General features: G+C 47.2%; 27 protein-coding genes and 2 pseudogenes. 22 read left to right on the top strand and 7 right to left on the bottom strand.

The features are described from left to right. Positions 1-10: 10 nt before the first annotated feature. Positions 11-1273 (top strand): pyridoxal-phosphate-dependent aminotransferase family protein, encoded by a 1263-nt coding sequence (locus ACINLD_RS20365; protein ID WP_077735514.1) that lies wholly within the window; start codon positions 11-13, stop codon positions 1271-1273. Further along, positions 1260-2627 carry an allantoinase gene (locus ACINLD_RS20360; RefSeq protein ID WP_077735513.1) on the top strand — a complete coding sequence of 456 codons (1368 nt, stop codon included), beginning with the start codon at positions 1260-1262 and terminating at the stop codon, positions 2625-2627. Before ACINLD_RS20365 ends, ACINLD_RS20360 begins: the two co-directional genes overlap by 14 nt. Before the next feature lie 33 nt (positions 2628-2660). On the opposite strand, the gene ACINLD_RS20355 is transcribed toward ACINLD_RS20360, so the two are convergent. Continuing rightward, complete coding sequence (locus ACINLD_RS20355) at positions 2661-3248, bottom strand: TetR/AcrR family transcriptional regulator (RefSeq protein ID WP_026588650.1); 588 nt, start codon at positions 3246-3248, stop codon at positions 2661-2663. A 90-nt stretch (positions 3249-3338) separates the two neighbouring features. Here ACINLD_RS20355 and ACINLD_RS20350 point away from each other — a divergent pair, with 90 nt between their 5' ends. The 8 genes from ACINLD_RS20350 (at position 3339) to ACINLD_RS20315 (ending at position 10326) form a co-directional block, all read left to right on the top strand. Further along, on the top strand, positions 3339-3872 hold the full coding sequence (locus ACINLD_RS20350) for a hypothetical protein (RefSeq protein ID WP_410207134.1): 534 nt from the start codon (positions 3339-3341) through the stop codon (positions 3870-3872). A 345-nt stretch (positions 3873-4217) separates the two neighbouring features. Further along, complete coding sequence (locus ACINLD_RS20345) at positions 4218-5069, top strand: DUF72 domain-containing protein (protein WP_026588648.1); 852 nt, start codon at positions 4218-4220, stop codon at positions 5067-5069. A gap of 15 nt (positions 5070-5084) precedes the next feature. Further along, positions 5085-5906, top strand: coding sequence for a sulfite exporter TauE/SafE family protein (locus tag ACINLD_RS20340; RefSeq protein WP_026588647.1), 822 nt, complete (start codon positions 5085-5087; stop codon positions 5904-5906). Positions 5907-5925: 19 nt separating this feature from the next. Next, the gene (locus tag ACINLD_RS20335) at positions 5926-7296 is read left to right on the top strand and encodes a bifunctional metallophosphatase/5'-nucleotidase (protein WP_410207133.1); all 1371 of its coding nucleotides are present in this window, start codon (positions 5926-5928) and stop codon (positions 7294-7296) included. A 72-nt stretch (positions 7297-7368) separates the two neighbouring features. Then, positions 7369-7674, top strand: coding sequence for a YunC family protein (locus tag ACINLD_RS20330; protein ID WP_026588645.1), 306 nt, complete (start codon positions 7369-7371; stop codon positions 7672-7674). Positions 7675-7741: 67 nt separating this feature from the next. Beyond that, entirely contained in the window at positions 7742-8515 is a 774-nt protein-coding gene (yunB, locus tag ACINLD_RS20325; protein ID WP_026588644.1) for a sporulation protein YunB, read from the top strand. 183 nt (positions 8516-8698) lie between these two features. After that, the gene (locus ACINLD_RS20320) at positions 8699-10228 is read left to right on the top strand and encodes a sodium-dependent transporter (protein ID WP_077735508.1); all 1530 of its coding nucleotides are present in this window, start codon (positions 8699-8701) and stop codon (positions 10226-10228) included. Then, positions 10225-10326 carry a methionine/alanine import family NSS transporter small subunit gene (locus ACINLD_RS20315; protein WP_142246043.1) on the top strand — a complete coding sequence of 34 codons (102 nt, stop codon included), beginning with the start codon at positions 10225-10227 and terminating at the stop codon, positions 10324-10326. The genes ACINLD_RS20320 and ACINLD_RS20315 overlap by 4 nt, the downstream gene beginning before the upstream one ends. Positions 10327-10361: 35 nt before the next feature. Here ACINLD_RS20315 and ACINLD_RS20310 read toward each other — a convergent pair whose 3' ends face one another. Further along, entirely contained in the window at positions 10362-11342 is a 981-nt protein-coding gene (locus ACINLD_RS20310; protein ID WP_026588642.1) for a M23 family metallopeptidase, read from the bottom strand. Positions 11343-11573: 231 nt separating this feature from the next. On the opposite strand from ACINLD_RS20310, the gene lipA reads away from it, so the two are divergent. Continuing rightward, a complete protein-coding gene (lipA, locus tag ACINLD_RS20305; RefSeq protein ID WP_268884390.1) occupies positions 11574-12485 on the top strand; it encodes a lipoyl synthase in 912 nt (303 codons plus the stop codon). A gap of 37 nt (positions 12486-12522) precedes the next feature. Here lipA and ACINLD_RS20300 read toward each other — a convergent pair whose 3' ends face one another. Continuing rightward, complete coding sequence (locus ACINLD_RS20300) at positions 12523-13152, bottom strand: YhcN/YlaJ family sporulation lipoprotein (RefSeq protein WP_026588640.1); 630 nt, start codon at positions 13150-13152, stop codon at positions 12523-12525. A 103-nt stretch (positions 13153-13255) separates the two neighbouring features. Between ACINLD_RS20300 and ACINLD_RS20295 the strand changes: the two genes are divergently transcribed. Genes ACINLD_RS20295 through ACINLD_RS20285 form a run of 3 tightly spaced genes read left to right on the top strand, consistent with a single transcriptional unit; the run spans position 13256 to position 14779 of the window. Next, positions 13256-13531 (top strand): YutD family protein, encoded by a 276-nt coding sequence (locus tag ACINLD_RS20295; RefSeq protein WP_026588639.1) that lies wholly within the window; start codon positions 13256-13258, stop codon positions 13529-13531. 17 nt (positions 13532-13548) lie between these two features. Then, the gene (locus ACINLD_RS20290) at positions 13549-13989 is read left to right on the top strand and encodes a DUF86 domain-containing protein (RefSeq protein WP_026588638.1); all 441 of its coding nucleotides are present in this window, start codon (positions 13549-13551) and stop codon (positions 13987-13989) included. Positions 13990-14008: 19 nt separating this feature from the next. Then, positions 14009-14779, top strand: a complete 771-nt coding sequence (locus ACINLD_RS20285) for a TIGR01457 family HAD-type hydrolase (RefSeq protein ID WP_026588637.1) — start codon at positions 14009-14011, stop codon at positions 14777-14779. A gap of 77 nt (positions 14780-14856) precedes the next feature. On the opposite strand, the gene ACINLD_RS20280 is transcribed toward ACINLD_RS20285, so the two are convergent. The 3 genes and pseudogenes from ACINLD_RS20280 to ACINLD_RS20270 all read right to left on the bottom strand — a co-directional run bounded on the left by ACINLD_RS20280 (position 14857) and on the right by ACINLD_RS20270 (position 16322). After that, positions 14857-15345, bottom strand: a complete 489-nt coding sequence (locus tag ACINLD_RS20280; protein ID WP_277691626.1) for a DUF4825 domain-containing protein — start codon at positions 15343-15345, stop codon at positions 14857-14859. Positions 15346-15506: 161 nt separating this feature from the next. After that, positions 15507-15761: pseudogene (locus tag ACINLD_RS20275) on the bottom strand (IS1595 family transposase); the annotation flags it as partial. 60 nt (positions 15762-15821) lie between these two features. Beyond that, the gene (locus ACINLD_RS20270) at positions 15822-16322 is read right to left on the bottom strand and encodes a phosphatidylglycerophosphatase A (protein WP_026588635.1); all 501 of its coding nucleotides are present in this window, start codon (positions 16320-16322) and stop codon (positions 15822-15824) included. Between the two features lie 149 nt (positions 16323-16471). Here ACINLD_RS20270 and yutH point away from each other — a divergent pair, with 149 nt between their 5' ends. From yutH to ACINLD_RS20240, 6 genes are all read left to right on the top strand, one after another. Next, positions 16472-17479 carry a spore coat putative kinase YutH gene (gene yutH, locus ACINLD_RS20265; RefSeq protein ID WP_410207167.1) on the top strand — a complete coding sequence of 336 codons (1008 nt, stop codon included), beginning with the start codon at positions 16472-16474 and terminating at the stop codon, positions 17477-17479. Between the two features lie 81 nt (positions 17480-17560). Next, positions 17561-18523 carry a 2-hydroxyacid dehydrogenase gene (locus ACINLD_RS20260; RefSeq protein ID WP_026588633.1) on the top strand — a complete coding sequence of 321 codons (963 nt, stop codon included), beginning with the start codon at positions 17561-17563 and terminating at the stop codon, positions 18521-18523. Positions 18524-18754: 231 nt separating this feature from the next. After that, a complete protein-coding gene (locus ACINLD_RS20255; protein ID WP_026588632.1) occupies positions 18755-20056 on the top strand; it encodes a homoserine dehydrogenase in 1302 nt (433 codons plus the stop codon). Continuing rightward, positions 20056-21114, top strand: a complete 1059-nt coding sequence (gene thrC, locus ACINLD_RS20250; protein ID WP_277692941.1) for a threonine synthase — start codon at positions 20056-20058, stop codon at positions 21112-21114. The genes ACINLD_RS20255 and thrC overlap by 1 nt, the downstream gene beginning before the upstream one ends. Continuing rightward, positions 21111-22031: a homoserine kinase gene (thrB, locus tag ACINLD_RS20245; RefSeq protein ID WP_026588630.1), complete on the top strand. Its 921-nt coding sequence runs from the start codon at positions 21111-21113 to the stop codon at positions 22029-22031. Before thrC ends, thrB begins: the two co-directional genes overlap by 4 nt. Before the next feature lie 108 nt (positions 22032-22139). Beyond that, on the top strand, positions 22140-24110 hold the full coding sequence (locus ACINLD_RS20240) for an alpha/beta hydrolase family protein (protein ID WP_026588629.1): 1971 nt from the start codon (positions 22140-22142) through the stop codon (positions 24108-24110). A 37-nt stretch (positions 24111-24147) separates the two neighbouring features. Here the strand turns inward: ACINLD_RS20240 and ACINLD_RS20235 are convergent. Continuing rightward, positions 24148-24446: pseudogene (locus ACINLD_RS20235) on the bottom strand (NifU family protein). Positions 24447-24579: 133 nt separating this feature from the next. Here ACINLD_RS20235 and ACINLD_RS20230 point away from each other — a divergent pair. Both ACINLD_RS20230 and ACINLD_RS20225 read left to right on the top strand, forming a co-directional pair. Then, entirely contained in the window at positions 24580-24912 is a 333-nt protein-coding gene (locus ACINLD_RS20230) for a YuzD family protein (RefSeq protein ID WP_026588627.1), read from the top strand. Between the two features lie 107 nt (positions 24913-25019). After that, a complete protein-coding gene (locus ACINLD_RS20225; RefSeq protein WP_077735501.1) occupies positions 25020-25286 on the top strand; it encodes a hypothetical protein in 267 nt (88 codons plus the stop codon). Positions 25287-25297: the final 11 nt, after the last annotated feature.

Raw genomic sequence — 25297 nt, 5'->3', positions numbered from 1 at the left:
AGAAAGAACAATGACAATCGGAGAAATGAAGATTCCAAAACGGACGATCATGACCCCGGGGCCGGTCGAGGTGCATCCAAGAGTGCTGAGCGCACTCTCAAATCCTATAGTGGGGCAATTTGATCCGGTATTTACAGAAATGATGAACGAAGTCATGCAGCTCTTGAGGCAGATTTTCCGGACGAAAAACAAGTGGGCGTTTCCGGTCGACGGGACATCAAGAGCAGGACTCGAAGCCGTGCTTGCGAGCATCATCTTCCCGAAAGACAAGGTGCTCATCCCGATTTTCGGAAGATTCGGCTCCCTTTTGGCCGAAATCTGTGAACGCTATCACGCAGATGTGTATACGATGGAATGTCCTTGGGGAGAGGTTTTTGCCCCGGAGGACGTCATCGCTGAAATCAATCGGGTCAAACCAGATATCGTTGCGATTGTGCACGGGGAGACATCGACCGGATGCATTCAGCCCCTTCGGGAAATCGGCCGGGCCTGCCGCGAGCTCGATGTTTTGTGTGTTGTCGACGCGGTGGCTACAACCGGCGGCACGGATGTGAATACGGATGAGTGGTGTCTTGACGCCGTCATCGCCGGCACGCAAAAGTGCCTGTCCGTTCCTTCGGGGATGGCGCCGATCACGTTTAACAGCCGGATAGAAGAGCGGATCAACCAACGGAAAAAGGTCGAACAGGGCATTGCGACAGAACAAGATTTGCTGCGGGAAGGCGGTTGTATGCCTGTCGCCAGCAATTATTTTGACATCAGTCAGCTGATGGATTACTGGAGCCCGAGACGGCTGAACCACCACACAGAAGCGACTTCCATGCTGTACGGTTTACGGGAAGGGGCCCGTCTCGTTCTTGAAGAAGGGCTTTCCGAGCGTTTTAAAAGACACCGCCTTCATGAAGCGGCTTTAATAGAAGGAATCAAAGCAACGGGCTTGGACTTGTTCGTGGAAGGAGAGAAGAAGCTTGCGACTGTCACATGTGTCAAAGTGCCGGATCAGATTGACGCAGATCAGGTCAGAAGGATGATGCTCGCCGATTTCGGGGTGGAAATCGCCAGCTCATTCGGTCCCCTGCACGGCAGAATTTGGCGGATCGGAACAATGGGATACAGCTGCCGAAAAGAGAATGTCCTGTTTACCTTGGCTGCGCTTGAAGCGGTTCTGCTTCAGACCGGGGCATCCGTTCTGCCGGGAAAAGCGCTGCAGGCTGCCCTTTCCTTTTATCATGAAAAAGCTGCTGCAGAGGAGGAGTTTCATGAAAAAGTATGACTTGCTGCTGCAAGGTGCCGAAGCCGTCTGTCCTGAAGGTGTGAAAAAAACGGATATCGGCGTAAAAGACGGAATCATCATAGAGCTCGGCGAGCTTGATGAAAACATGGCTGAAAAGGTTTTTCAGGCTGAAGGACTGCACGTCTTCCCGGGAACGGTCGACTGCCATGTCCATTTCAGCGAACCGGGCCGGGCAAATTGGGAAGGGATCGCAAACGGCTCGCAAATGATGGCTGCCGGCGGATGCACCACTTATTTTGATATGCCTTTAAACGGCATTCCCTCAACCGTCACCGTTGAGGCGCTGCGGGAGAAGGCTGACATTGCCAAAGAGAAGTCCCTCACCGATTTTGCGCTTTGGGGCGGCCTTGTTCCCGGAAATCGGGAGCAGCTCAGAAAGATGGCCGATGCCGGAGCGATCGGTTTTAAGGCCTTTCTTTCCATGTCTGGAAATGACGAATTTCAAGCTTCCGACGATATGACACTCTTACACGGCATGAAGGAAATTGCATCCTGTGGGAACATCCTGGCGCTTCATGCTGAAAGTGATGCCATTACCAAGTTTCTGCAAAAAGAAGCGGAAAACGGCGGGATGACGGACGGGGATGCCTATGCTGCTTCAAGGCCGCCTGAGGCCGAAGCAGAAGCGGTTTTCCGCGCCCTGCAATTTGCCCGGATCACGGGCTGTCCGCTTCATTTTGTGCATATCAGTACAAAGGAAGCGGTCGATTTGATTGGGGAAGCGAGACAGGAAGGTATGAACGTGTCATTGGAAACGTGTCCGCATTATCTCCTCTTTGATCATGGGGCGGTTTTAGAAAAAGGGGCTGTGGCTAAATGTGCGCCTCCGCTGCGTTCAAAAGACCGGCAATCGGCACTTGTCAAAGCTTTGCTTGCAGGGAAAATCGATTTCGTCTCTTCAGATCATTCCCCATGCCCTCAGGCATTAAAAGAAGGCGAAAACTTTTTTAGTGTATGGGGCGGGATCAGCGGCGGACAGTTCACCCTGCTTGCGATAATCGAGCTTGCTTTGGCAAACAAAGCGCCGCTCGTTAAGGCGGCGGAATGGACGGCGCGGGCTCCAGCTGAGCGCTTTGGCCTTGGCGAACGAAAGGGACAAATTAAAATCGGCTATGATGCCGACTTTGCAGTGGTGAATCTGTCGGAGACGTTTACTGTGACAAAGGAAAATATGTTTGCGAGGCATCAGCACAGCCTTTATGAAGGCCATGTCTTTCCCTGCCGTATCACGGCTGTCTTCAATCGGGGCAGGCTTGTCTTTGATGGTGAGGGGACGTCTGAAGAAGCCGGGGGAGAGTGGCTTAAAAACAAAGCATATTCAGAGGTTTGCTAAAAGTAAAACAGCCCGGCACACCGGGCTGTTTCATCATTTTTTCAATGCTTTGAAATGGCTTGTCAATATGGAATCGATCATTTCGGCTGTGACTCGTTCGGGCTCAAAGAGGGTGTGCAGCGCCAATCCGTCAACAAGTGCATACAGCCGTTCTGTTTCCCGGCTCACATCAATACCGGACATCTCACCGGATCTATTGATTGTATCGACAGCCAGTCTGCAGGCTGAATAAATTTCTTCATTCATCTCCTTCGTTAACGGTCTGAGCGCCGGGTCACTGAGCGATTTCACCGTAAATGAAAGCCAAGCCTCCATTTCCAGTTTTCTTTCTTCGTCTATGGGCAAAAGCTGGAGGAGAAGCTGTTTGACACACTCGACAGGTGTTCCTGTAAACCTCATATTTTCAATCCGCACTTTTACCCTGTTTGTGACAAGCTTCATTGAGTAAATCAACAGTTCAGACTGGTTTGGAAAATAGTGCCGCAAAGAACCTGCGGAGAGTCCGGCCTCCTTTGCAATCTTCCGGACGGTGCACTGTTCCAGACCTTCGCTGTGAATCACATTCCAAACGGCTTCGGCTATCTTCTCTTTTTGTTTTTCATGATCAACGATTTTTGGCATATATTTATTATAACACGGTTGTGTTATTTAATACATGTGTGTTATTATTTTTTTGACACGTTTGTATTAAAAAGGAGAGGCCAACATTAGATGATCGCTTTTTTGATAATCGCCTGTGAAATTGGATTCTGGATCTTTATTCTGTTGGGACTGTTTTTTCGATATATTGCAAGGAAGAAGACAATCGGCATGATCATGTTTGCTTGCACCCTTGTGTTGGATTTGCTTTTGCTGATAGCGACAGCGGCCGATCTGCATAATGGGGCGAAAGCGGACACACTGCATGGTTTGGCTGCCGTATATATCGGAGTCAGCATCGCATTCGGCAGCCGCATGATCAAATGGGCCGATGCCAGGTTCGCCTACCGTTTTGCCGGGGGCCCGAAGCCTGATAAGGGGCCGCAATACGGCAAAGAACATGCCAAAAGAGAGCGTGAAGGCTGGCTGCGCCATTTGCTGGCCTGGGCGGTTGGAGCGGCGATTTTAGCCGGAATGCATCTCTACATCGGTGACGCGGAAAGAACCGAGCCCCTCATACGGCTCGCGTCTTTATGGACGCTTATTCTTGCGATCGATTTTCTTTACAGCTTCAGCTTTACTCTTTTTCCTAAGAAAGCGCGTTAAAGGAGCCGGAGATTCCGGCTTCTCAGCGTGTCGACAAACCCTCGCATTCGTTGTCAGGCCTGCGCTTCGGTGCTCACGAATTATTACAAGGATCGGCGACTAATTGCGCAGGCGTCCTGCCTGAACGCCGCCGTCATCACATCCTGTGAAAGTCTGCTCCGATGCTCGGCCTTCCTAGTCTGCAAGGGTTTTCAATCACGCTGAAAGGATGAAAAAAGAAGCCGGGATCCGGCTTCTTTTTTACGGAAAAGAATTCCGCCTCTAAAAAAGGAAAAGCTACAAACAGGCCTAAATATAAGATTCTGAAAAAAACCTGTGATAAACTAAAAAGAGAGGTGAACTGCATTGATTTATATCGGATTAACGGGATGGGGGGACCATGACAGCCTGTATCCGCCCAAAACGAGCAGCCAAAACAAACTGATCCACTATTCCGCTCACTTTCCGATCGTAGAATTGGATGCGAGCTTTTATGCGATTCAGCCGGAGCGGAACAATGAAAAATGGGTGAAAGAAACGCCGGAATCCTTTCAGTTTATCATAAAGGCTTACCAGGGGATGACCGGTCATCAGCGCGGGGAAATCCCCTTTGAATCGAAAGATGAAATGTTTGACGCCTTCAAGCTTTCCTTAACGCCATACATAAAAGCAAACAAGCTAGCGATGGTGCTGTTTCAGTTTCCGCCATGGTTTGACTGCCGGAAGGAAAATGTCGATTACTTAAGATGGTGCAAAGAGAAAATGGGAGACATTCCGTGCGCCCTCGAATTCAGGCACCGGTCATGGTTTATCCCGCAGTTTTACGATAAGACGCTCGCCTTCATGGGGGAGCAAAACTGGATTCACAGCATTTGCGATGAACCGCAGATCGGTGAAGGCAGCATTCCGACCGTCCTTCATGCGACAGACAGCGAAAAAACGCTCGTCCGCTTCCACGGGCGCAATAAAGAGGGATGGACAAGGCCGTCTTCAGGGCAAAACTGGCGGGAAGTCAGGTATTTGTATTTATATAATAAACAGGAACTGCTCGACTGGAAGGAAAACCTGGAGCTGCTAAAACAGCAGTCAAAAAATCTATATGTGCTGTTTAACAACAATTCCGGAGGAGATGCCGCCGAAAACGGCAAACAAATGATGGAATTGTTGGATCTTGACTATAAAGGGCTCACGCCAAGACAGCTCGATTTATTCAGCTAGAAAAGAGGACTTTTTATGGAATATTTCATACTGATCGTACTTGGATTCATCGCCGGAACCATCGGCAGTCTTGTCGGTCTAGGAGGAGGAGTGGTCATTGTTCCTTCTCTGCTTTTTTTAGCCGGCATTCACGGGATGTTTGAACATGTGACACCGCAAATAGCGGTGGGCACATCGCTTCTCGTCATCATTTTTACGGGGCTCTCTTCAACGATAGCTTATATGAAGTATAAAACCGTCGATTACAAGAGCGGTCTTATTTTTTTCATCGGATCAGGGCCCGGAAGCATCGCCGGGGCGCATGTTTCCAAGTATTTCAGCGCAGATTCGTTTTCCCTGTGGTTCGGGATGTTTATGATTCTCATATCCCTTTCCCTAATGCTTAAGAAAAAATTAAAAGCTGCCGATCGGGAACATGCCGGCATCATCCGTACCTTTAAAGATGACGAAGGCCGGGATTACACGTATTCCTACCATCCGCTCACCGGAATTGCGATCGCGTTTTTTGTCGGCTTCCTCGGCGGATTATTCGGCATTGGGGGCGGCTCATTGATGGTGCCGGCGATGATGCTGCTGTTTTTGTTTCCGACCCGCGTCGCTGTTGCAACATCGATGTTTATCATTTTTCTGTCGTCTGTTGCGGGTTCTGTCGGCCATGTCATCTCAGGCCATGTCGATTGGCTCTATGCATTGGCGCTCATTCCCGGCGCATGGTTTGGCGGACAGCTAGGCGCCCTGATCAATAAAAAAATGCAGACGAAAACAATCGTTGTCATCATGCGGTTTGTTCTGATTCTGATCGGACTCAGATTAATCTATCAGGGTGTATTCAGTTAAACATTAGGGAGAGATTTGCATGCGGAAAAAGCTCCATATTTATCATACAAACGATTTGCACAGCCATTTTGAAAACTGGCCGAAAATCGTTGATTATATCCAGACACAAAGGCAACAACACGCGGATCAACAGGAAGAGGTGCTTCTGTTCGATATCGGCGATCACGTCGACAGGTTTCACCCGATATCAGAAGCGTCGTTCGGAAAAGCGAATGTGGAGCTCCTGAATCATCTGCACTATGACGCCGTCACGATCGGAAATAATGAAGGAATCACATTGCCGCATCAAGAGCTGGATACGCTCTATGACGGCGCCTCATTTCCGGTCATTGTCTCCAACTTGTTCGACATGAGGGGAAACCGGCCGCCCTGGGTGCAGCCTTATATGATCAAAACGCTGACGGGCGGCATCACCCTTGCGATCCTCGGTGTGACGGTTCCCTATTATCCGATTTACGCCCAGCTCGATTGGAAAGTCACGGATGCATTCGCAAGCATTGCCGAGATATTGCAAGAGATAAAAGGAAAAGCGGATATCACAATTCTTCTCTCTCACCTGGGCATTTTAGACGATGAGCGCGCAGCGAAAGCATTTCCCGAAATCGATGTGATCCTTGGCTCACACACCCATCATCTGCTTGAAGACGGCATGTTGAAAGACGGCGTGTTGCTCGCCTGCGCTGAAAAATTCGGACACTATGTCGGCCATGTTGAACTCGAGTTCGATAAACGGCTGGAAGCTAAAAAGGCAAGCGTTCTGAAAACGGCCGACTGGAAAAACGAATCGAAAGAAGCTGTGCTGATGCTGAACAAACAGGAAAAAGAGGCAAAACGGCAGCTGCAGGAATTCGTGACGGTCCTGGATCAGCCGCTTGAAGCCGCCTGGTTTCGAACATCGCCTTTGCCGCAACTGCTCGCTGACGCCCTGAAGGAATGGTGTGATGCCGAAATCGGAATGGTCAACGCCGGGATTGTGCTTGAATCTCTTTTGGAAGGTCCTGTCACAAAAGAAGACATTCATCGCATTTGTCCGCATCCGATCAATCCGGTCGCCGTTCAGCTGACAGGAGCCGAGCTTAAAGAAATCGTCCGCATAGCTTCGCTCAAGGAAACGGAGCAGCTCCGCATCAAAGGGCTCGGCTTCCGCGGGAAAGTCATGGGGAAAATGATGTACTCAGGGCTTGACCCCGAAAAGCTCTCGGTCAATGGTGCGCAGCTTGAAACGGACAGGATGTATAACATCGCCACCATTGACATGTTTACGCTCTCGAGACTGTTTCCCGCCATTCGCGATCGCCTTCATATCGACTATTTTATGCCCGAATTTTTGCGGGACCTGCTTTCCTGGAAGCTGAACAAGAAGGGCTCTTCAATCCGGCCGCGTGTATGAACCCCTGTCCGGAAAAGCCCGGAACATGTCTTTCCGCTTTATCATAGATTGGTGGTAAAGGGAGGGATTGCGATGGTAAACTTAACTCCGATCATGATCGAAGATCAGCCCTTCACGGCTGTCACCGTCAAATTGCCAAAAACGAATTTTATGGCGGTTGCAAACGACCATGGATATATTATGTGCGGAGCGCTTGACGTCGCGCTGCTGAACGATAAATTAAAGGAACGAAAGATCGTCGCGGCAAGGGCGGTCGGCGTCAGGACGATCGACCAGCTTCTCGAAGCCCCGCTCGAATCTGTGACAGATGCGGCGAAAGCGCTTGGCATCTATGAAGGGATGAGCGGGAAAGAGGCCCTTTTGAAAATGACGGAATAAAGTTGTCTGATTGAATCGTATATCCCCTCTTACAAGCATACACTTGTGATGTAAGGGGGGATTTTGCTTGCGAAGATTTCGCGGCCCTCTGTCAAAAAGAGGACCTTTGCCTTTTCGGTATGTCATGCTTCTTTCGTTTGTCTTTTTCATTCTTTCCACAACAGCCAGTTTATTGATTATCAACACATCAATCAAGCCGACGCTTCTGAACATCGCGGAGATGGAGACAAACAGGATTGCAACCCACGTCATCCAGGAAGCCGTTGAGGACTATATGAGCGAAGATGAAAATGTGAAAAACATGGTGGAGATGAAGTCGGATGAAAATGGAAAAGTGACGACGATCGACTTCAACTCCCATGTTCTCCGGGATATGCATTCGAAAATCACGAAACAGCTTCATCATAAGTTGAAAGAAACAGAAACGGAAGAATTTAATTCTTCTGCAAAAACGCCTAAAGACCGCCATGACGGTGTTATTTACAACATTCCTCTCGGACAGACAACCGGAAACTCGCTCCTTGGAAACCTGGGGCCAAAAATCCCTGTACGTCTCAATATCATCGGCGATGTCTTTACAGATTTCAAACAGAGCGTCAAACCATACGGCATTAATAACGCACTAATTAATATCGGCGTCCTTGTCGAGGTCAAAATTCGCGTGGTCATTCCGTTTGCGACAAAAACCGCGGTTGTCAAAAATACGGTTCCGGCGACGATTCAGGCGGTTCACGGAGATGTGCCAGACTTCTACAGCGGAAGCGGCAGCCAGACGGCGCCATCCATTCAGATTCCGTCCAAAGGCGAAAAAACGGACGAGAAATCCGATCAAAAAGAGTAAATGTTTCCAGGCATTCTGCAAAACCCATGCAGAATGCTTTTTTCATTTAAGCAAAAAGGACATGCGTCTATTTTCTTAAAAAAATACTTTGACATAGGCAAATAGACTGGATATACTATTCAATAATAATAATTAGAAAATTCACTGTTTTCTGATGTTTCAAAAAGGTAAAGGAGGAAGCTTATGGATAATCGTCCGCAATGGGGAACAAGAGCGGGTTTTATCATGGCTGCAGTCGGTTCTGCTATCGGTTTAGGGAATATTTGGAGATTTCCGGCTGTCGCTTATGAAAACGGTGGCGGCGCATTCTTTCTGCCGTATTTGTTTGCACTGTTAACCGCAGGAATTCCTCTTCTCATAATGGAATTTACAATCGGTCACAAATACAGAGGATCGGCTCCGCTGTCCTACGCCAGAATGGGGAAAGGAAAAGAATGGATCGGCTGGTGGCAAGTTGCGATATCATTTGTCATTTCAACTTATTATGCTGTTATCGTGGCCTGGGCCATATCCTACGCCGTCTTTTCCTTCAACTTGGGCTGGGGAAAAGATACAGAAAATTTCTTAATGAATGAATATTTAAACAGAGTTGATATCAGCGGCGGTGCAATCGGCCAATTCGGCGGCTTTGTGCCGGGTGTCTTGATCCCGCTGGCGATCGTTTGGATTGTCTCACTCGGCATTTTATTTGCCGGCGTCAAAAAAGGAATCGAAATTGCGAACCGGATTTTCATTCCGCTGCTTTTGGTCTTATTTTTAATCATCGTTGTTTATTCGGTTACGCTGGACGGAGCCGCGCAAGGGCTGAATGCGTTTTTCACCCCTGACTGGAGCCAGATTACAAACGGAAAAGTATGGGTTGCAGCCTACGGGCAAATTTTCTTCAGCCTGTCGATTGCCTTCGCGATCATGATTACGTATTCCAGCTATTTACCGAAGAAATCAGATATTACCAACAACGCGTTTATCACCGGATTCGGCAACTCCTCGTTCGAGCTTCTGGCGGGGATCGGCGTATTCAGCGCCCTTGGATTTATGGCGGCGCAGCAGGGTGTTCCGGTAAAAGAGGTTGTCTCTTCCGGCGTCGGCTTGGCATTTGTCGTCTTTCCGCAGATCATTAATGAGTTTCCGGCGTTTAATGCGCTGTTCGGCTTTTTATTCTTTGGCTCACTCGTTTTGGCGGGCTTGTCTTCTCTCATTTCGATCTCGGAAACCTATGTTGCCGCAATTCAGGATAAATTCAATGTGCCGCGGCGGAAGGCCGTCCTCTTCGGCGGAGGAGCCGCTGCCGTTTGTTCATTGGTGTTTGCTACAAAAGGCGGCTTGTTCTTCCTTGATGCGGCCGACTACTTTATCAATAATTTCGGTGTCGCGCTTGCCGGGTTGATTGAAGTCATTGCCATCGCTTGGTTTGCCAGAGAGCTCAAATCTCTTCAGGCTCACGCAAATTCGGTTTCCGACATTCAGCTGGGCGCATGGTGGAGAATTTGTTTAAGTGTTGTCACTCCGCTTGTATTGGGCTATATGATGTTTGATAATATCAAAACGAATCTGACAACGGCTTATGGCGATCTGCCGATGGAATTTTTGCTGAAGTGGGGCTGGTGTGTGGCGATCGGCGCCATCGCAGCCGGCATTTTGCTCTCGTTTTCAAAATGGAAGAATGGGATCACATATACGTCACTTCATCAAGATAAGGAGGTTTCCTCATGAGCGGCGCAGCTATTGCTATGATGGCAGCAGGCATCATCATCATTTGGGGAGGATTGGCCGCAAGCATCACAAACGCGGTCGCAAAAAGCAAAAAGTAAATAAACATCCCTATTCGGCTGAATAGGGATGTTTTTTATTTTTTCTTTCTGATTTCCTTTCGTTCCCAGGCCCTCAAGTGAGGATACGGATCAAAAGACCATTCGGTTCTTCCATTATCTTTATACATCCCATAGTGAAGGTGGGGAGGGAATTTTCCGGCTGTCCCGGGCGGCCCGTATCCCGTATTGCCGACCGACCCGATGACCTGTCCCGGTTCAACGATCTGTCCGACTTTCAATCCTTTCGTGAACCCGTTGAGATGGGCAAAGTAGTGGTACGTATTATTGATATCTCTGATGCCGATTCTCCATCCGCCGAAGCGGTTCCAGCCTTTCATTTCAATAATCCCATAGCATGTGGATCGTACGGGCAGGCCGAAGTGGGCAAACAAGTCAGTTCCCTCATGTATACGTCTTCCCCCGAATCCGCGGGCGTCTCCCCACGTGCTTCTGTAGCTGTAATCAGATTTGACCGGCAGGGGAAAAGCGTGTTTTCCCAAATCGATGTGGCCATAGGTTTGGAAAAGTCTCATAAATCCTGAAATAATTCCGACCGTCTGATCCCTTTCATAAAATTCCCACAATCCGATGCGGATGTTATCGATATCTCTTCCATATGTCAGCAAGTATTGGCCGAACGTATAAAGGACATCTTCATCCTGATCAGATTCAGCCCGTCCGTCTCCGTTTCCATCCATTCCGATTCCGTCAAACACTTTGATGCTGAGCGGAGATGTATCGTTAGGATTCGGATTTTCCGGCCCGCTCCAAACGCTTTGCGGAATATAGATTCCGGTGTAGCCTTTTTGCTTTGGCAGGTCTCTTCGGTTTTTGCGGATGTTGATTTCATATTGATCGACTGCTGCAAAAACATACCAGGGAATATGTGTGGCCGCCTCTGTTTTATGATAAAGCGCCATTCTCGTCTGCAGATCCGGCTCTTTCTTTTCCTGCCCGAAAGCCGCGGGCTGCGAGCTGAACAAAAGGAGGATGAGAACGGATAATACAACTTTCACAGTGTCCTTAGCTCCTTTCCGTTTGAATACATTTAGTTTGTGACATATACAGGGAACGATAATATGAAAATGTTAGTAATTACATGTCATGCAATCAACCACTTGTTCACAAATCTGTACTATGTTAAAGTGACTAAAGATGACGATTTAATTTTTAAGCGGTTCCAAAACGAGGGGACATATCCGGCGTTATGTCAGAAATTTCATATCTGAACTTGACTACAATCCACGATGGAGATGATGGAATTGGCAAAGAAAGACGAGCACCTGAGAAAGCCCGAATGGCTTAAAATCAAGCTGAACACAAATGAGAACTACACGGGCTTGAAAAAATTGATGAGAGAAAACAACCTGCATACGGTTTGTGAAGAAGCGAAATGTCCGAATATTCATGAATGCTGGGCCGTCAGACGAACTGCGACCTTTATGATTCTCGGTTCTGTCTGCACGAGAGCATGCCGCTTCTGTGCGGTGAAAACCGGATTGCCGACAGAGCTTGACTTAAATGAACCGGAACGCGTCGCAGATTCCGTCAGCATCATGAATCTGAAACACGCGGTGATCACTGCGGTTGCCCGCGATGATTTAAAAGACGGAGGAGCAGGCGTTTTTGCTGAAACTGTACGCGCTGTCCGCAGAAAAAGCCCGTTTACGACGATTGAAGTTCTCCCTTCTGACATGGGCGGAGACTATGATAACTTAAAAACGCTGATGGATACCCGGCCTGACATTCTAAACCACAACATCGAGACGGTCCGCCGCCTGACGCCGAGAGTCCGCGCACGAGCTACATATGACAGATCTTTGGAATTTTTGCGCCGCGCAAAAGAGATGCAGCCTGATATTCCGACGAAATCCAGCATCATGATCGGCCTCGGCGAAACAAAAGAGGAGATCATTGAGACAATGGATGACCTGCTTGCGAATCAAGTTGATATTATGGCGATCGGCCAATATCTGCAGCCGTCTAAAAAACATATCAAAGTGCAAAAGTACTATCACCCTGATGAATTTGCCGAACTGAAAGAAATCGCTATGGAAAAAGGCTTCAGTCATTGTGAAGCAGGGCCGCTTGTCCGTTCTTCATACCATGCCGATGAACAGGTGAATGAAGCCTCCAAAAAGCGGCAGGCTCAGGCATAACGAAAAAAACGCCAGAACATTTCTGGCGTTTTTTATGTTAGGATCCCGTATTTTTCCCTTTTCCGTCAAGATCGGTTTCTTCATCATCCATCTCTGTCGTTGCCTTTCCCTGCGGCGATTTTTGCATGTCTTTAATCGTATCAGCCATCAGCTGATCGACGTTCCTTGAGTTGGAACCGAGCCGGCTGAAATTGGCGATCGATTGCATCAAGCTGGCATCATCGGAAATGTAAATCTTGTAATACCTTGGAATAACCGATGCGGCCGTCTTTTTCACCTGATCCGCCGTCTCTTCCCGCTCTTTGGTATCCGTTTGATAGACGACGAGCGCCTCCTCATCTGTGACAAGCGCTGAGGCATCTTGAATATTGGGAAGCTGAACCGTTAAACTAGAGATAATATGGGCCATTTCTTCCCGATTGATTTTGGGAGCCCGCATTTTTTCTTTGTTTGCAACAGGTGTTGCCTGATGACGTGCATAACCGAATCTGCCTTTTCGGTCATCGTACGGGTTTGTTTCGTTGTATTGGCGGTTCTTGTCCGCCACATGAACGGTATTCCCGTCTTTCTCATAAATATCGTTGTTGTTTTCTGTGTCATTTAACGCCGCCTGGCATCCGGCGAGCGGCGCCAGCAGCAGTCCTATGAAAAGTAGTTGTTTATTCATTCTGCATTTCCTCCTTGTCTTTAGCTTTTCCAAAGCGGAGGAAATATTCTTAGCAATTGATGGCGGCCTGGGTTTGAATTATCATATAAAAGAGGTGAAAAGAATGATTGTCGTCCAGAACGCTGCATTTGAAGTCGTCAAAGATGTAAAAAACGGTTTTAATGAAGAAGCATTCAAAGCCAGATACTCAGACATTTTAAACAAATACGACTATATTGTCGGAGACTGGGGTTACAGCCAGCTGAGGCTGAAGGGCTTTTTTGACGATCAAAATCAAAAGGCCACATTTGATACAAAAATCAGCACCCTTGATGAATATATTTACGAATACTGCAATTTTGGATGTGCCTATTTTGTGTTAAAACGAATGCGAAAATAAATGGGGGTGTCAAGCTGATGTATTTTGTCGATCGAAACAAAATCGAAAGCACGCTGAACTTTCTTGAAGACGAACTCCGCCTGTTTCATGCGCACGAAGAATGGACTTCCGCTATCGAAAAAAAAGCGCTTGAACGAATCGGCCATACAGTGATCGAATGCATCTTGGATGTAGGAAACGATATGATTGACGGCTTTATTATGAGAGACCCGGGAAGCTATGACGACATCATGGATATACTGATGGATGAAAAGGTTGTCGGCAAAACAGAAGGAGACGGCCTGAAAGATGTGATCGCCTATCGAAAAACACTGGTTCAGGACTACTTGCACGTGAATCATGAACAACTGGTGAAGCTGCTTGAAGAGCACGCGGAAACGCTTGGACGTTTTCCAGCCCGAATCCGCGATTATTTGAACAATGAACTCGGTCCTGTATCGGCATTTAAACCGCATTAAAAAAACTGGAGTGTACAACATGAAAACATACAAAGGATACTTAATTGATCTAGACGGAACAATGTACAAAGGAACGGAAAAAATCGATGAAGCGTGCGAATTTGTCAGAAAGCTGAAAGAACGCGGCATCCCATACTTATTCGTCACCAACAACTCGTCCCGCACTCCGAAACAGGTCGCGGACAAGCTCGTTTCTTTTGACATTCCGGCAACCGAAGAACAGGTATTTACGACAAGCATGGCGACCGCGAATTTCATCGCCGAACAAAAACCCGGCGCTTCCGTATACGTCATTGGTGAAGAAGGAATCCGCCAGGCCATCGAACAAAAAGGCTTGACATTCGGCGGAGAAAACGCCGATTTTGTCGTTGTCGGCATTGACCGCGGCATTACATATGAGAAGCTTGCTGTCGGCTGTCTCGCGATTCGCAACGGAGCGACATTCATTTCCACGAACGGCGATATCGCCATTCCGACTGAAAGAGGTCTGTTGCCGGGAAACGGCTCACTGACATCTGTGTTAACCGTTTCCACGCGGACAGAGCCGATTTTCATCGGCAAGCCTGAACCGATCATTATGAAGCAGGCGATGAAAGTGCTTGGCACGGACATCAGTGAAACGCTGATGGTCGGGGACAACTATGACACAGATATCATGGCAGGCATGAATTCCGGTATGGATACGCTTCTTGTCCACACAGGCGTGACCAAAAAAGAGCATCTTGAAGCCTATCCGGAAAAGCCGACCTATGTGATCGATTCGCTGACAGAATGGATCGAGCGTATTTAAATATAGGCTCTGTTAAAGTTTGTTGTTGAAAATAACCTTTAAATAAAGATTGCTCTTATCCAGAGCAATCTTATTTTTTACTGGTGAAAAAATTGATTAACTGAGTCCTCAGACTTTAGGTGTTCTTGTACCAGTTTCTTTAAGTCTTGTTCATTTTTATACACATCCAATTTATTGTTGTACCAATTTTGTAATTTCTCTTTTGATACAGTGAATTCTCGGTCTGGAAACTTGAATGTAATCCAATCCACATTTTTGATTAAAGCAAAAAGAAATGTGGAATTTGAGATAACAGTTTCCTTTATTTCTTGATCTGCTTTTTTTGCATCTATATCTTTATATTCCAAAGTAATTCCATATGGTTTTTTCTTGGTCTTGAGTGAAACTTGATTCAACTCTTTGTTGTGTGCCAATTGTTTTACGATATTTACAACTGCACTGTTGTCACCCACATATGAATTCTTATATTGAAACAAATCTGTTTTTGAATCAGCATTTAGGCTACATCCACTAAATAATATCATTAGCGATAACAATGAAATGAAATAAATGGTGATACGCTTCACTATTTCCTCTCCTTTTATTTGATTTTTTTTAGCTGATTTTATCATATACAATAAAATCCCTTCTCAAAATTTCTTGTTTTAGGGTTTTAAATGTAATCAATTTATAGAGAATTTAGAAAGTCATAGGATATCATAAGTATCTGTCATTTCAAATAAAAGTGATTGGTTGTGTCAGTAAAAGTCTTGTTACAGCACTTACAGCGATACCGCAGCCGACCAATACATTTTCCGAACCGAGCAACGTATTCCGATGAACAATGAGAACTCTCGAATCCTTCCTTGAAGCGAGTTTCCCTCATTTTATTGATTAAACGACCACCAGCGGAGGAAGAAGGTTCAACATAGCGTTTGACCCATTGATATACCTGTTCTTTTTTGGTGTGTGGTAATTTGTCGATATACTTAAATATCAACATTTATCTTTAACAGAGCCTAAATAAAAAACACTTGTTCCAAATGAACAAGTGTTTTTTGTTTTATTCCGCGTCTTTCGCACGGTGCGCCAGCCTGCTTGAAGCTGCGGCGGCGATGGCGCCGACGATATCATCCAAAAAGGTATGGCATTCGCCCGTTGATTTATCATTTAAACGGCCCAGCACCCCGGGTTTTATTTTATCGATGTATCCGTAGTTCGTATAGCCGATCGAACCGTATAGATTCACGATTGAAAAAGATAAAATTTCATCGACTCCATAAAGGCTTTCATCGGTTTCAATTAACGTTTGGAGAGGCTCAAGAAGCTTTTTCTCCTCCCCTAATATATCCAATTGAATGCCTGTGATCACTGCATTTTGCACTTCGCGCTTTTTCAGGACACGGTTGACATTCTCTTCACATTCTTTTTTTGTTAAGTTTGGATGATACGTTTTTTGCAGGATGTAGACAAGCTCGGCAATATCTGCGACCTTGACTCCCCGTTTCTCAAGCCACTCTTTTGCTGCTGTTTCGATTTGAGTCATGCTGTTGTTTTCCGGCATCATTTTTCACCCAATCTTTTTTACTTAGTGTATACAAATGTCCTTGAAAATGTAACGATTTTCAAAACTGTTTTTCCTGACGGATCATAATCGGGCGTCTTTTCGATTACGATGTGTTAGAAGGCCATTTTTTAGGAGCGCAGGTGATCATCATGAAGGATTTGATTAAAGAAAAGTTCGGCATTCACATCCGCGACATGACGTCATACCTTTCTTACCAGAGTTTTCAGACCCCAAACTCCATTTTTTTAATTGTTCCGGTTTCCCATTTAACACAGACTGAACTGGCGGAATTGTACGGTATGAGTCAGTATTTGCAAGAACAGCGGGACCCATACGTTTCAACTTTTATATTTACGAAGGACGGGGAGATGACCTTTGAGGATGGAGGCGCGACATATGTACTGCTTCAGGCTGCGCCTCGCTTTACGAACAGGTCGTTTCCATTCGGGGCGGAGCTTGCCGAATTTCATCAAAAAGGAAGAGGCTACCCGTATGAGGTAAAAGAAACCTCAAGGATCGGCCAGTGGAAAGAATTGTGGGGCAAGCGTCTTGATCAGCTTGAGCAATTCTGGATTCAAAAGTCCCAATCAAAGCAATTGGAACCCTTTGAAAAACAGTTTATCGAATCGTTTCCTTATTATCTTGGATTGACGGAAAACGCGATTCAGTACTTGGCTGACACAGAATTGGATGATCAGCCGCAATCGATGGATTCGGGAACGATTTGCCAGCAGCGCCTTTCAAGTGAGACATGGAAGCGGGAACCATTGATCAAAGTCCCGCTGGAATGGGTGTTTGATCATGCCGCCCGCGATCTTGCCGAATACACGCGAAGCATGTTTCAAGAAAACAATACCTTCAATGAAATCGCGTCATTCCTTCAACAATATGAACAAGTCACACCTCTTTCTTCATTTTCAAAACGGCTCCTGTACAGCAGGCTCCTGTTTCCGCTTCATTATTTTGAAACCGTTGAAGGCTATTATATCTCTTCCGAATCAGAGCACCATTACTTCGAGAACAAGCTTGATCATCTGCTGTCCCGCTCAGCGGCATATGAAAAGTTTCTGGGCGCCTTTCAGGAAATGGCCGCCATGAGAGGCGGAGGATATGCTGTCATACCTCTGGTCAATTGGCTGAAACGGACGCCTTAAAACGCCTGGGCGTCTTAACTTTTCCCGCTTTTTTCGATATGCTTAGAGTGGAAGCTATGCTTAGAAAGGAACGAGGCAGCAATGGAAAAACCGTTTGTCTATGTGACGAGAGCTTTACCTGAAGAACAGCTGTCTTCATTAAAAGAAGCGGCTCATATTGAAATGTGGGAAAAGGAAGATGAACCATGTCCGCGGGCGGTTCTGCTTGAAAAAGCGAAAACGGCCGCCGGACTTTTGACCATGCTTTCAGACCGGATCGACAGCGAGCTGCTGAGCGAAGCACGTCAACTAAAAGTGGTCGCCAACTTGGCGGTAGGGTATGACAATATCGATGTCGAAGCGGCAAAGAAGCACCGTGTCATTTGCTGCAACACGCCCGGTGTTTTAACAGAATCAACGGCAGATTTGACTTTCGCTTTATTAATGGCTGCATCAAGAAGGATCATCGAAGCAAGCGATTGGATCAAACAAGGCCGGTGGACAGGCTGGGGGCCGCTGCTGTTGGCCGGTGCAGATGTCCATCATAAAACGATCGGCATCGTCGGCATGGGAAGCATTGGACGGGCTGTTGCCCGCCGTGCGAAAGGCTTTGGTATGAAGATTTTGTATCACAACCGGAGCCGGAGCCAAGAGGCGGAAGCGGAGCTTGGCGCTGTCTATACATCTTTTCCTCAACTGCTTGAACAGTCCGACTTTGTCGTCTGTCTGACACCATTGACAAACGAAACAAAGCATCTGTTCAACCGTTCGGCTTTCCAAAAGATGAAGCGCACTGCCATTTTCATCAATGCTTCAAGAGGGCAGGTCGTTGATGAAGCCGATTTGTATGAAGCGCTTGTTAACAAAGAGATTAGAGGTGCGGGGCTTGACGTTTTTGCAGAGGAGCCGATTTCCAAAGATCATCCGCTCGTGAGTCTTCCTCAGGTAACCGCGCTCCCCCATATCGGAAGCGCTACTAATGAAACGCGGGAAGCGATGATGAGGCTTTGCGCTGAAAACATTGCCTTGGTTCTCGGCGGAGAACCGGCCAGGACCGAGCTTTGATTCTGTCTTCCGTCTCGATGAACGAGTCGGAAGATTTTCTCACAAAAATATTTCTGAATATATAGAATCTTGCTATATCAATGATTGAAGCGTTTTCATTATTTGCTTTCAACCATTGTCATCTTGTCAAAAAAACAATCCCCCATTATAATATTTGTAACTCAAATGTCTGCGTTATGTTTACAAATGTCCTCTTAGAAAGGACGATCGGAAGAGAAAGGTGGAATTTCAGTGAAGGCGATACGAGTGGGGCTTCTAGGTTTAGGAACAGTCGGGAGCGGTGTGGTGAAAATCATTCAGGATCACCAGGATAAATTGACACACCAGGTTGGTTGTCCCGTCACCATTCAAAAAGTACTTGTAAAAGACAAGAATAAGAAGAGGGATGTCGAGCTTTCCCAGGAAGTGCTGACAACCGAAGCTTATGATGTGATAGATGATCCCGAAGTGGATGTCATTATTGAAGTCATCGGCGGAATTGAACAGACAAGAAAGTATCTGCTTGACGCGCTTCGCGCCAAAAAACACGTCGTGACTGCCAATAAGGATTTGATCGCACTTTACGGGTCAGAGCTGTTGGCCGCGGCGAAAGAAAACGGCTGCGACCTTTATTTCGAGGCGAGTGTGGCGGGAGGCATTCCGATCCTGCGCAGTTTGGAAGACGGCCTTGCTTCGGACAGAATCACAAAGATGATGGGAATCGTCAATGGAACGACGAATTTTATTTTAACGAAGATGAACAAGGAAAATGCCTCATATGATGATGTGCTGAAGGAAGCGCAAAGGCTCGGTTTTGCCGAAGCGGACCCGACTGCTGATGTGGAAGGGCTTGACGCAGCGAGAAAAATGGCAATTTTGGCACGGCTCGGCTTTTCCATGAACGTCGATCTTGAAGATGTCAAAGTAAAGGGCATTTCCCAAGTGTCTGATGAAGACATCAACTTCAGCAAACGTCTCGGCTATACAATGAAGCTGATCGGCATCGCCCAGCGGGACGGCAAAAAAGTCGAAGTCAGCGTGCAGCCGACATTGCTTCCGGAGCATCATCCGCTGTCATCTGTGCACAATGAGTTTAATGCCGTTTACGTGTACGGGGAAGCCGTCGGAGAAACGATGTTCTACGGTCCGGGAGCGGGAAGCATGCCGACTGCCACAGCCGTCGTGTCCGATTTGGTCTCCGTCATGAAAAACATGCGTCTAGGCGTCAATGGCAGAAGCTTTGTCGACCCGCAGTTTGAAAAGCAAATGAAGGCGCCGGCGGAAATCTTTGCCCAGCAGTTTTTAAGAATCCATGTCAAAGATCAAGTCGGGTCCTTTTCAAAAATCACCTCGATTTTTTCTGAAAGAGGTGTCAGCTTTGAAAAAATCCTCCAGCTTCCGATTAAAGGTCATGACGACTTGGCTGAAATCGTCATCGTCACGCATCATACGTCTGAAGAAGATTTCACCGAAATTTTGCAAAAGCTGAATGATCTTGAGGTTGTTCACCAGGTTAAAAGCACTTATCGAGTAGAAGGGAACGGTTGGAGCTAATGTGGAAAGGACTTATTCATCAATATCAAGACTATCTGCCAGTAACGGACAAAACACCAGAACTGACGCTGAATGAAGGAAACACGCCGCTGATCTATCTGCAAAACCTTTCAAAAAAGCTCGGCATTGAGCTCTATGTCAAAACAGAAGGTGTCAACCCGACCGGTTCCTTTAAAGACCGCGGCATGGTCATGGCGGTGGCAAAAGCGAAGGAAGAGGGCAATGACACGATCATGTGTGCATCGACAGGAAACACATCGGCAGCAGCCGCGGCCTATGCGGCGCGAGCCAATATGAAATGCATCGTGATCATTCCCGACGGCAAAATCGCCTTCGGAAAATTGGCCCAAGCCGTCATGTACGGCGCTGAGATCATCGCGATCGACGGAAACTTTGACGACGCGCTGAAAATGGTTCGCAGCATTTGTGAAAAAGAGCCGATCGCATTGGTCAACTCTGTCAACCCTTACCGAATTGAAGGGCAAAAAACCGCTTCATTTGAAATTTGCGAGCAGCTCGGGGAAGCACCTGACATTCTGGCAATCCCTGTAGGAAATGCCGGCAACATTACGGCATATTGGAAAGGGTTTAAAGAATATCACGAAAAAAATGGAACAGGTCTGCCGGTTATGCGCGGTTTTCAGGCGGAAGGCGCCGCTCCGATTGTCAAAAACAAGGTTGTTGAAAATCCTGAAACCGTTGCGACAGCCATTCGAATCGGGAATCCGGCAAGCTGGGATAAAGCCGTCAATGCCGCAAATGAATCGAACGGCAAAATCGATGCAGTGTCAGATGAAGAGATTCTCCATGCCTATCAGCTTCTTGCCCGGGAGGAAGGTGTTTTCGCAGAGCCGGGATCATGCGCGTCAATCGCAGGCGTGCTGAAACAGGTGAAAACGAAAGAAATTCAGCCTGGAACGAAGGTTGTCGCGGTATTAACCGGAAACGGCCTGAAAGATCCGAATACAGCTGTAGATGTATCACAGATTAAACCTGTCACACTGCCGACAGACGAAGAAAAAATTCTCGAACACTTAAAAGGAGCCGCACGTGTATGACAGAGGCTGACATGCTGTTTTCCATTACGGTTCCTGGAAGCACGGCGAATTTGGGCCCGGGTTTTGATTCGGTCGGCATGGCGCTGTCCCGCTATTTAAAGCTGTCCGTTTTTCCGTCTGATGAGTGGCGTTTTGCAGCTGAAACAGATGTCCTCGCCGGCATACCGGAAGGAACGGAAAACTTGATTTACCAAGTGGCCAAACGGACTGCTGATCATTTCGGGAAAGAGCTTTCGCCGAGCCTTGTGAAAGTGTGGAGCGACATTCCGCTGGCGCGGGGCCTCGGCAGCAGCGCCGCCGCAATTGCCGCGGCCATCGAACTGGCAAACGAGCTCGCTGATTTACAGCTCTCAGACAGTGATAAGCTCCATTTTGCGAGTCTTGAAGAAGGCCATCCTGACAATGCCGGTGCTTCCCTTTCCGGCGGCCTTGTGATCGGGCTGCACGAAGAAAATCACACGGAGATGGTCTCTGTCAAGGAAATTGATTTGGATGTCGTCGTTGTGATTCCTTTTTATGAAGTGCTCACAAAAGATGCGCGGGACGTGCTCCCTGACAGCCTCTCTTATCCAAAAGCGGTTGAAGCGAGCGCTGTCAGCAATATGCTCGTCGCCGGGCTCATGTCAAAGGACTGGCAGCTTGTCGGCCGCATGATGAAAAAAGACCTTTTCCACCAGCCGTACCGGCGGGCCCTCGTCCCTGAGCTTGCCAAGGTGGAGCATGAAGCGGGCTTAAACGGGGCATACGGAACGGCTTTAAGCGGCGCAGGACCCACGATCCTTTCCTTTATCGAAAAAGGCAAAGGCGAAGCGCTTCAAAGCAAGCTCGCCGCAAAGTTTCCGCACTGTGAGGTCGACTGTCTTCATATACCGGATACCGGCTGTGTCGTCGAGAGAAAATCAGTGAATAGTGTTTAATGAAAAGAGCCTTTAACGGCTCTTTTTTGTTTCTCGCACAAAACAAGGATTTTTATTTAGGAAGTCGAAATAGAATATAGAATTCAACATGAAGGAGGAGAATCAACGTTGAAGCAGCTCATAACTGAAGCAGACCTCATCAAGCTGGCGTCTATCACAGACCCGCAGTATTCACCTGACGGCAGGAAAATCGCTTATGTGCAAACATCTGTGAACGAAGAGCAGGATTCCTATGACGCACAGATCATGGTTTATGATGTTGAAAAGCGGAAAACGGCGCAATGGACGTTTGGAAAGGGCAGAAATCAGCATCCCCGCTGGTCGCCAGACGGCAGTATGCTCGCCTTTACATCAAATAGGGATGAAACGGCACAGGTTTACATCATTCATACAGCCGGAGGAGAGGCAAAAAAGGTGACCGATATTCCATACGACATCACAGAGCCCGAATGGTCGCCAGACGGTAAATCCTTGCTTTGTTCAGTGAAACTGACTAAAGACGAAAGTGTAACAGATAAAGAAAAAACAAAAATTGATGATCACGAACCTTTAGAAGTCGATTCTTTAGTATATAAAGCGGACGGACAAGGCTTTAAGAGGGGGAAATACACCCAGCTGATCCTCGTTGAGCTGGAAACGGGGGATGTTCAACAGGTCACGGATGAGGAGAGAGAGCACTTTAGCCACACGTTTTCGCCCTGCGGGAATAGGATCGCTTTTTCCGCCAATGTGACAGGGAAAGCCGACGCCCGTGTAAACGATGTCTACCTCATGACGCTTTCGACAGGAGAGACAAAGCGGCTCACAGGACAAAACGGGGTGTTCTCGTCACTGTCTTTTTCACCTGATGGTCAGTATCTTGCGTTTTTAGGAAATGAACAGGAATTTAAAAATGCTACCTTTGATAAAGCTTGGCTGTACGATATGGAAAAAGATCAAGTGACTTGCCTGACAGAAATGCTTGACGTCCATCTTCAAGACGCGGTTGTCGGGGACAGCCTTGTCGGAGGCGTCCTCCCGAAACCGGCCTGGACAAAGGACGGAAACGGCTTTTATGTGATTGGAACCGACCAGGGCTCAACAGGCATATATTACATATCAACAGAAGGCCTTGCATATCCGGTCCGATTTGAAAAGGAACATCTGAACGGGTTCAGCCTCCATCCGGATGAAGCGGGCTTTGCCGCTGCCATCGCTTTGCCTGATTGGCCGAGCGAGCTTTATGATGTCCCTCTGGGGGAAGACAAAGCAGAGCGGCTTACAGATGCCAACCTGGCTTTTATAGAGGAACATATCATCTCAGAACCCGAAGAGCTGCAATTTGAAACAAAGGACGGTTTGACGGTGCACGGATGGCTGATGAAACCGGCACAATATGAGGAAGGAAAGACGTATCCGCTTATTTTGGAAGTGCACGGCGGCCCTCACGCCATGTATGCCAATACTTATTTTCACGAATTTCAAGTGCTGGCTGCCAAAGGCAATGCCGTCGTCTATGTCAATCCGAGAGGAAGCCATGGATACGGGCAGGAATTCGTCAATCAAGTGCGGGGCGATTACGGAGGAGGAGACTATGAGGATGTCATGGCAGCTGTAGACTATGCCGTTGCAGAAAATGACTTCATCGATCGGGAAAGGCTCGGCATCACGGGAGGAAGCTACGGCGGCTTTATGACGAACTGGGCCGTCGGCCATACGGACCGCTTTAAGGCTGCGGTGACGCAGCGGTCGATATCCAACTGGATCAGTTTTTACGGTGTGAGTGACATCGGCTACTTTTTCACAGAATGGCAGCTCGGTGCAGATCTCTTTGAAAACCCGGATATGCTGTGGGACCGTTCTCCTTTGAAATATGCGGAACGCGTCAAGACCCCGCTGTTGATCCTGCATGGCGAACGGGATGACAGATGTCCGATTGAACAAGCTGAACAGCTGTTTACCGCGCTGAAGAAAATGGACAAAGAAGTGAAGTTCGTCAGGTTTCCGAACGCATCCCACAATTTATCAAGGAACGGGCATCCAAAACAGCGGATCAAGCGGCTGCAATATATAGCGGAATGGTTTGAAGATTATTTATAAACAAAAAAGGCTGCCGTTGCGGCAGCCTTTCGGGTCATTAAAATACTTGTTCTACTTCAAGAACGCCCGGTACTTCTTCCAAAAGGGCGCGTTCAATTCCCGCTTTCAGGGTGATGGTTGAACTTGGGCAGCTTCCGCAAGCGCCGAGCAGGCGAAGCTTCACGATGCCGTCTTCCACATCGACAAGCTCACAGTCTCCGCCGTCGCGCAGCAAAAATGGACGAAGTTTGTCCAGGACTTCCTGTACCTGTTCTTTCATTTCGACTTCTGTCGTCATTCATATCGCTCCTTTCAAATCATACAACCATTATATTCAGTCGAACAATAAAAAGCTATTGTTTGGTTTCATCGTTTTCCCACATATTATATCATATTTACCGTTAAAGACAAAAAACGATTTTCATTTCTGATATGGAGCACGGGAAAAAAATAGACTAAAATAAAAGTAAACAGAAAGGAGTCTGCTTAGATGAAAAAACCTGCTGAGCTTTTTGTCTATGGTGCGGAAGTTCTCTGTCCAAGCTGTGTCAATCTGCCCTCATCAAAAGAAACATATGAATGGCTCGAAGCAGCCCTGAAACGAAAATATCCCGGCCAGCCTTTCTCGATTACCTACATCGATATCCACCGCCCGCCGAAAAATGATCCTGAAAAACAGGAAATTTCAAAAAAGATACTGAATGATGAATATTTTTATCCGCTCGTCCTTGTCGGCGATCAAGTGGTCGGCGAGGGAAATCCAAAGCTGAAGGACGTCTGTAAAGAGATGGAAAAGCAAGGATATGAGCCTGCAAAAATATAAACAGCATGGGATTTTACCCCCTGCTGTTTTATTTTTGCATGATTGTTCTTTTGGAAAACAGGACAGACTAACTAAGGCTGATGGATAAAAGTTCGGGAGTGTGTTGTATGGCAAACGTAGAAGGGCAAATCGTGTCCGGTGTATTTGACGGTGAAACGAACGTGTTTTCATTAAGAAAAATCAAGCAGTTTCAAACGCAAACAAATTTGAATGCAAATCAATTGCAGGCTTTGCAGCAGTATTTAAAGCAGCATGAGCATGAAGAAGACGGACAGATCATCACACTGTATGATCAAATGCTTGTCCCTCTTTCCCGAGACGACATTCAAGCTTTGCTGCATGATTTATCAAAGGTCCAATCCTTATATCATTAACAAAGAGGCTG

The sequence above is a fragment of the Bacillus sp. z60-11 genome (assembly GCF_046464135.1).
GTDB lineage: Bacteria > Bacillota > Bacilli > Bacillales > Bacillaceae > Bacillus > Bacillus sonorensis_A.
The sequence above is the reverse complement of the archived record's forward strand: the minus strand, read 5'-3'. Positions and strand labels throughout refer to the sequence as shown.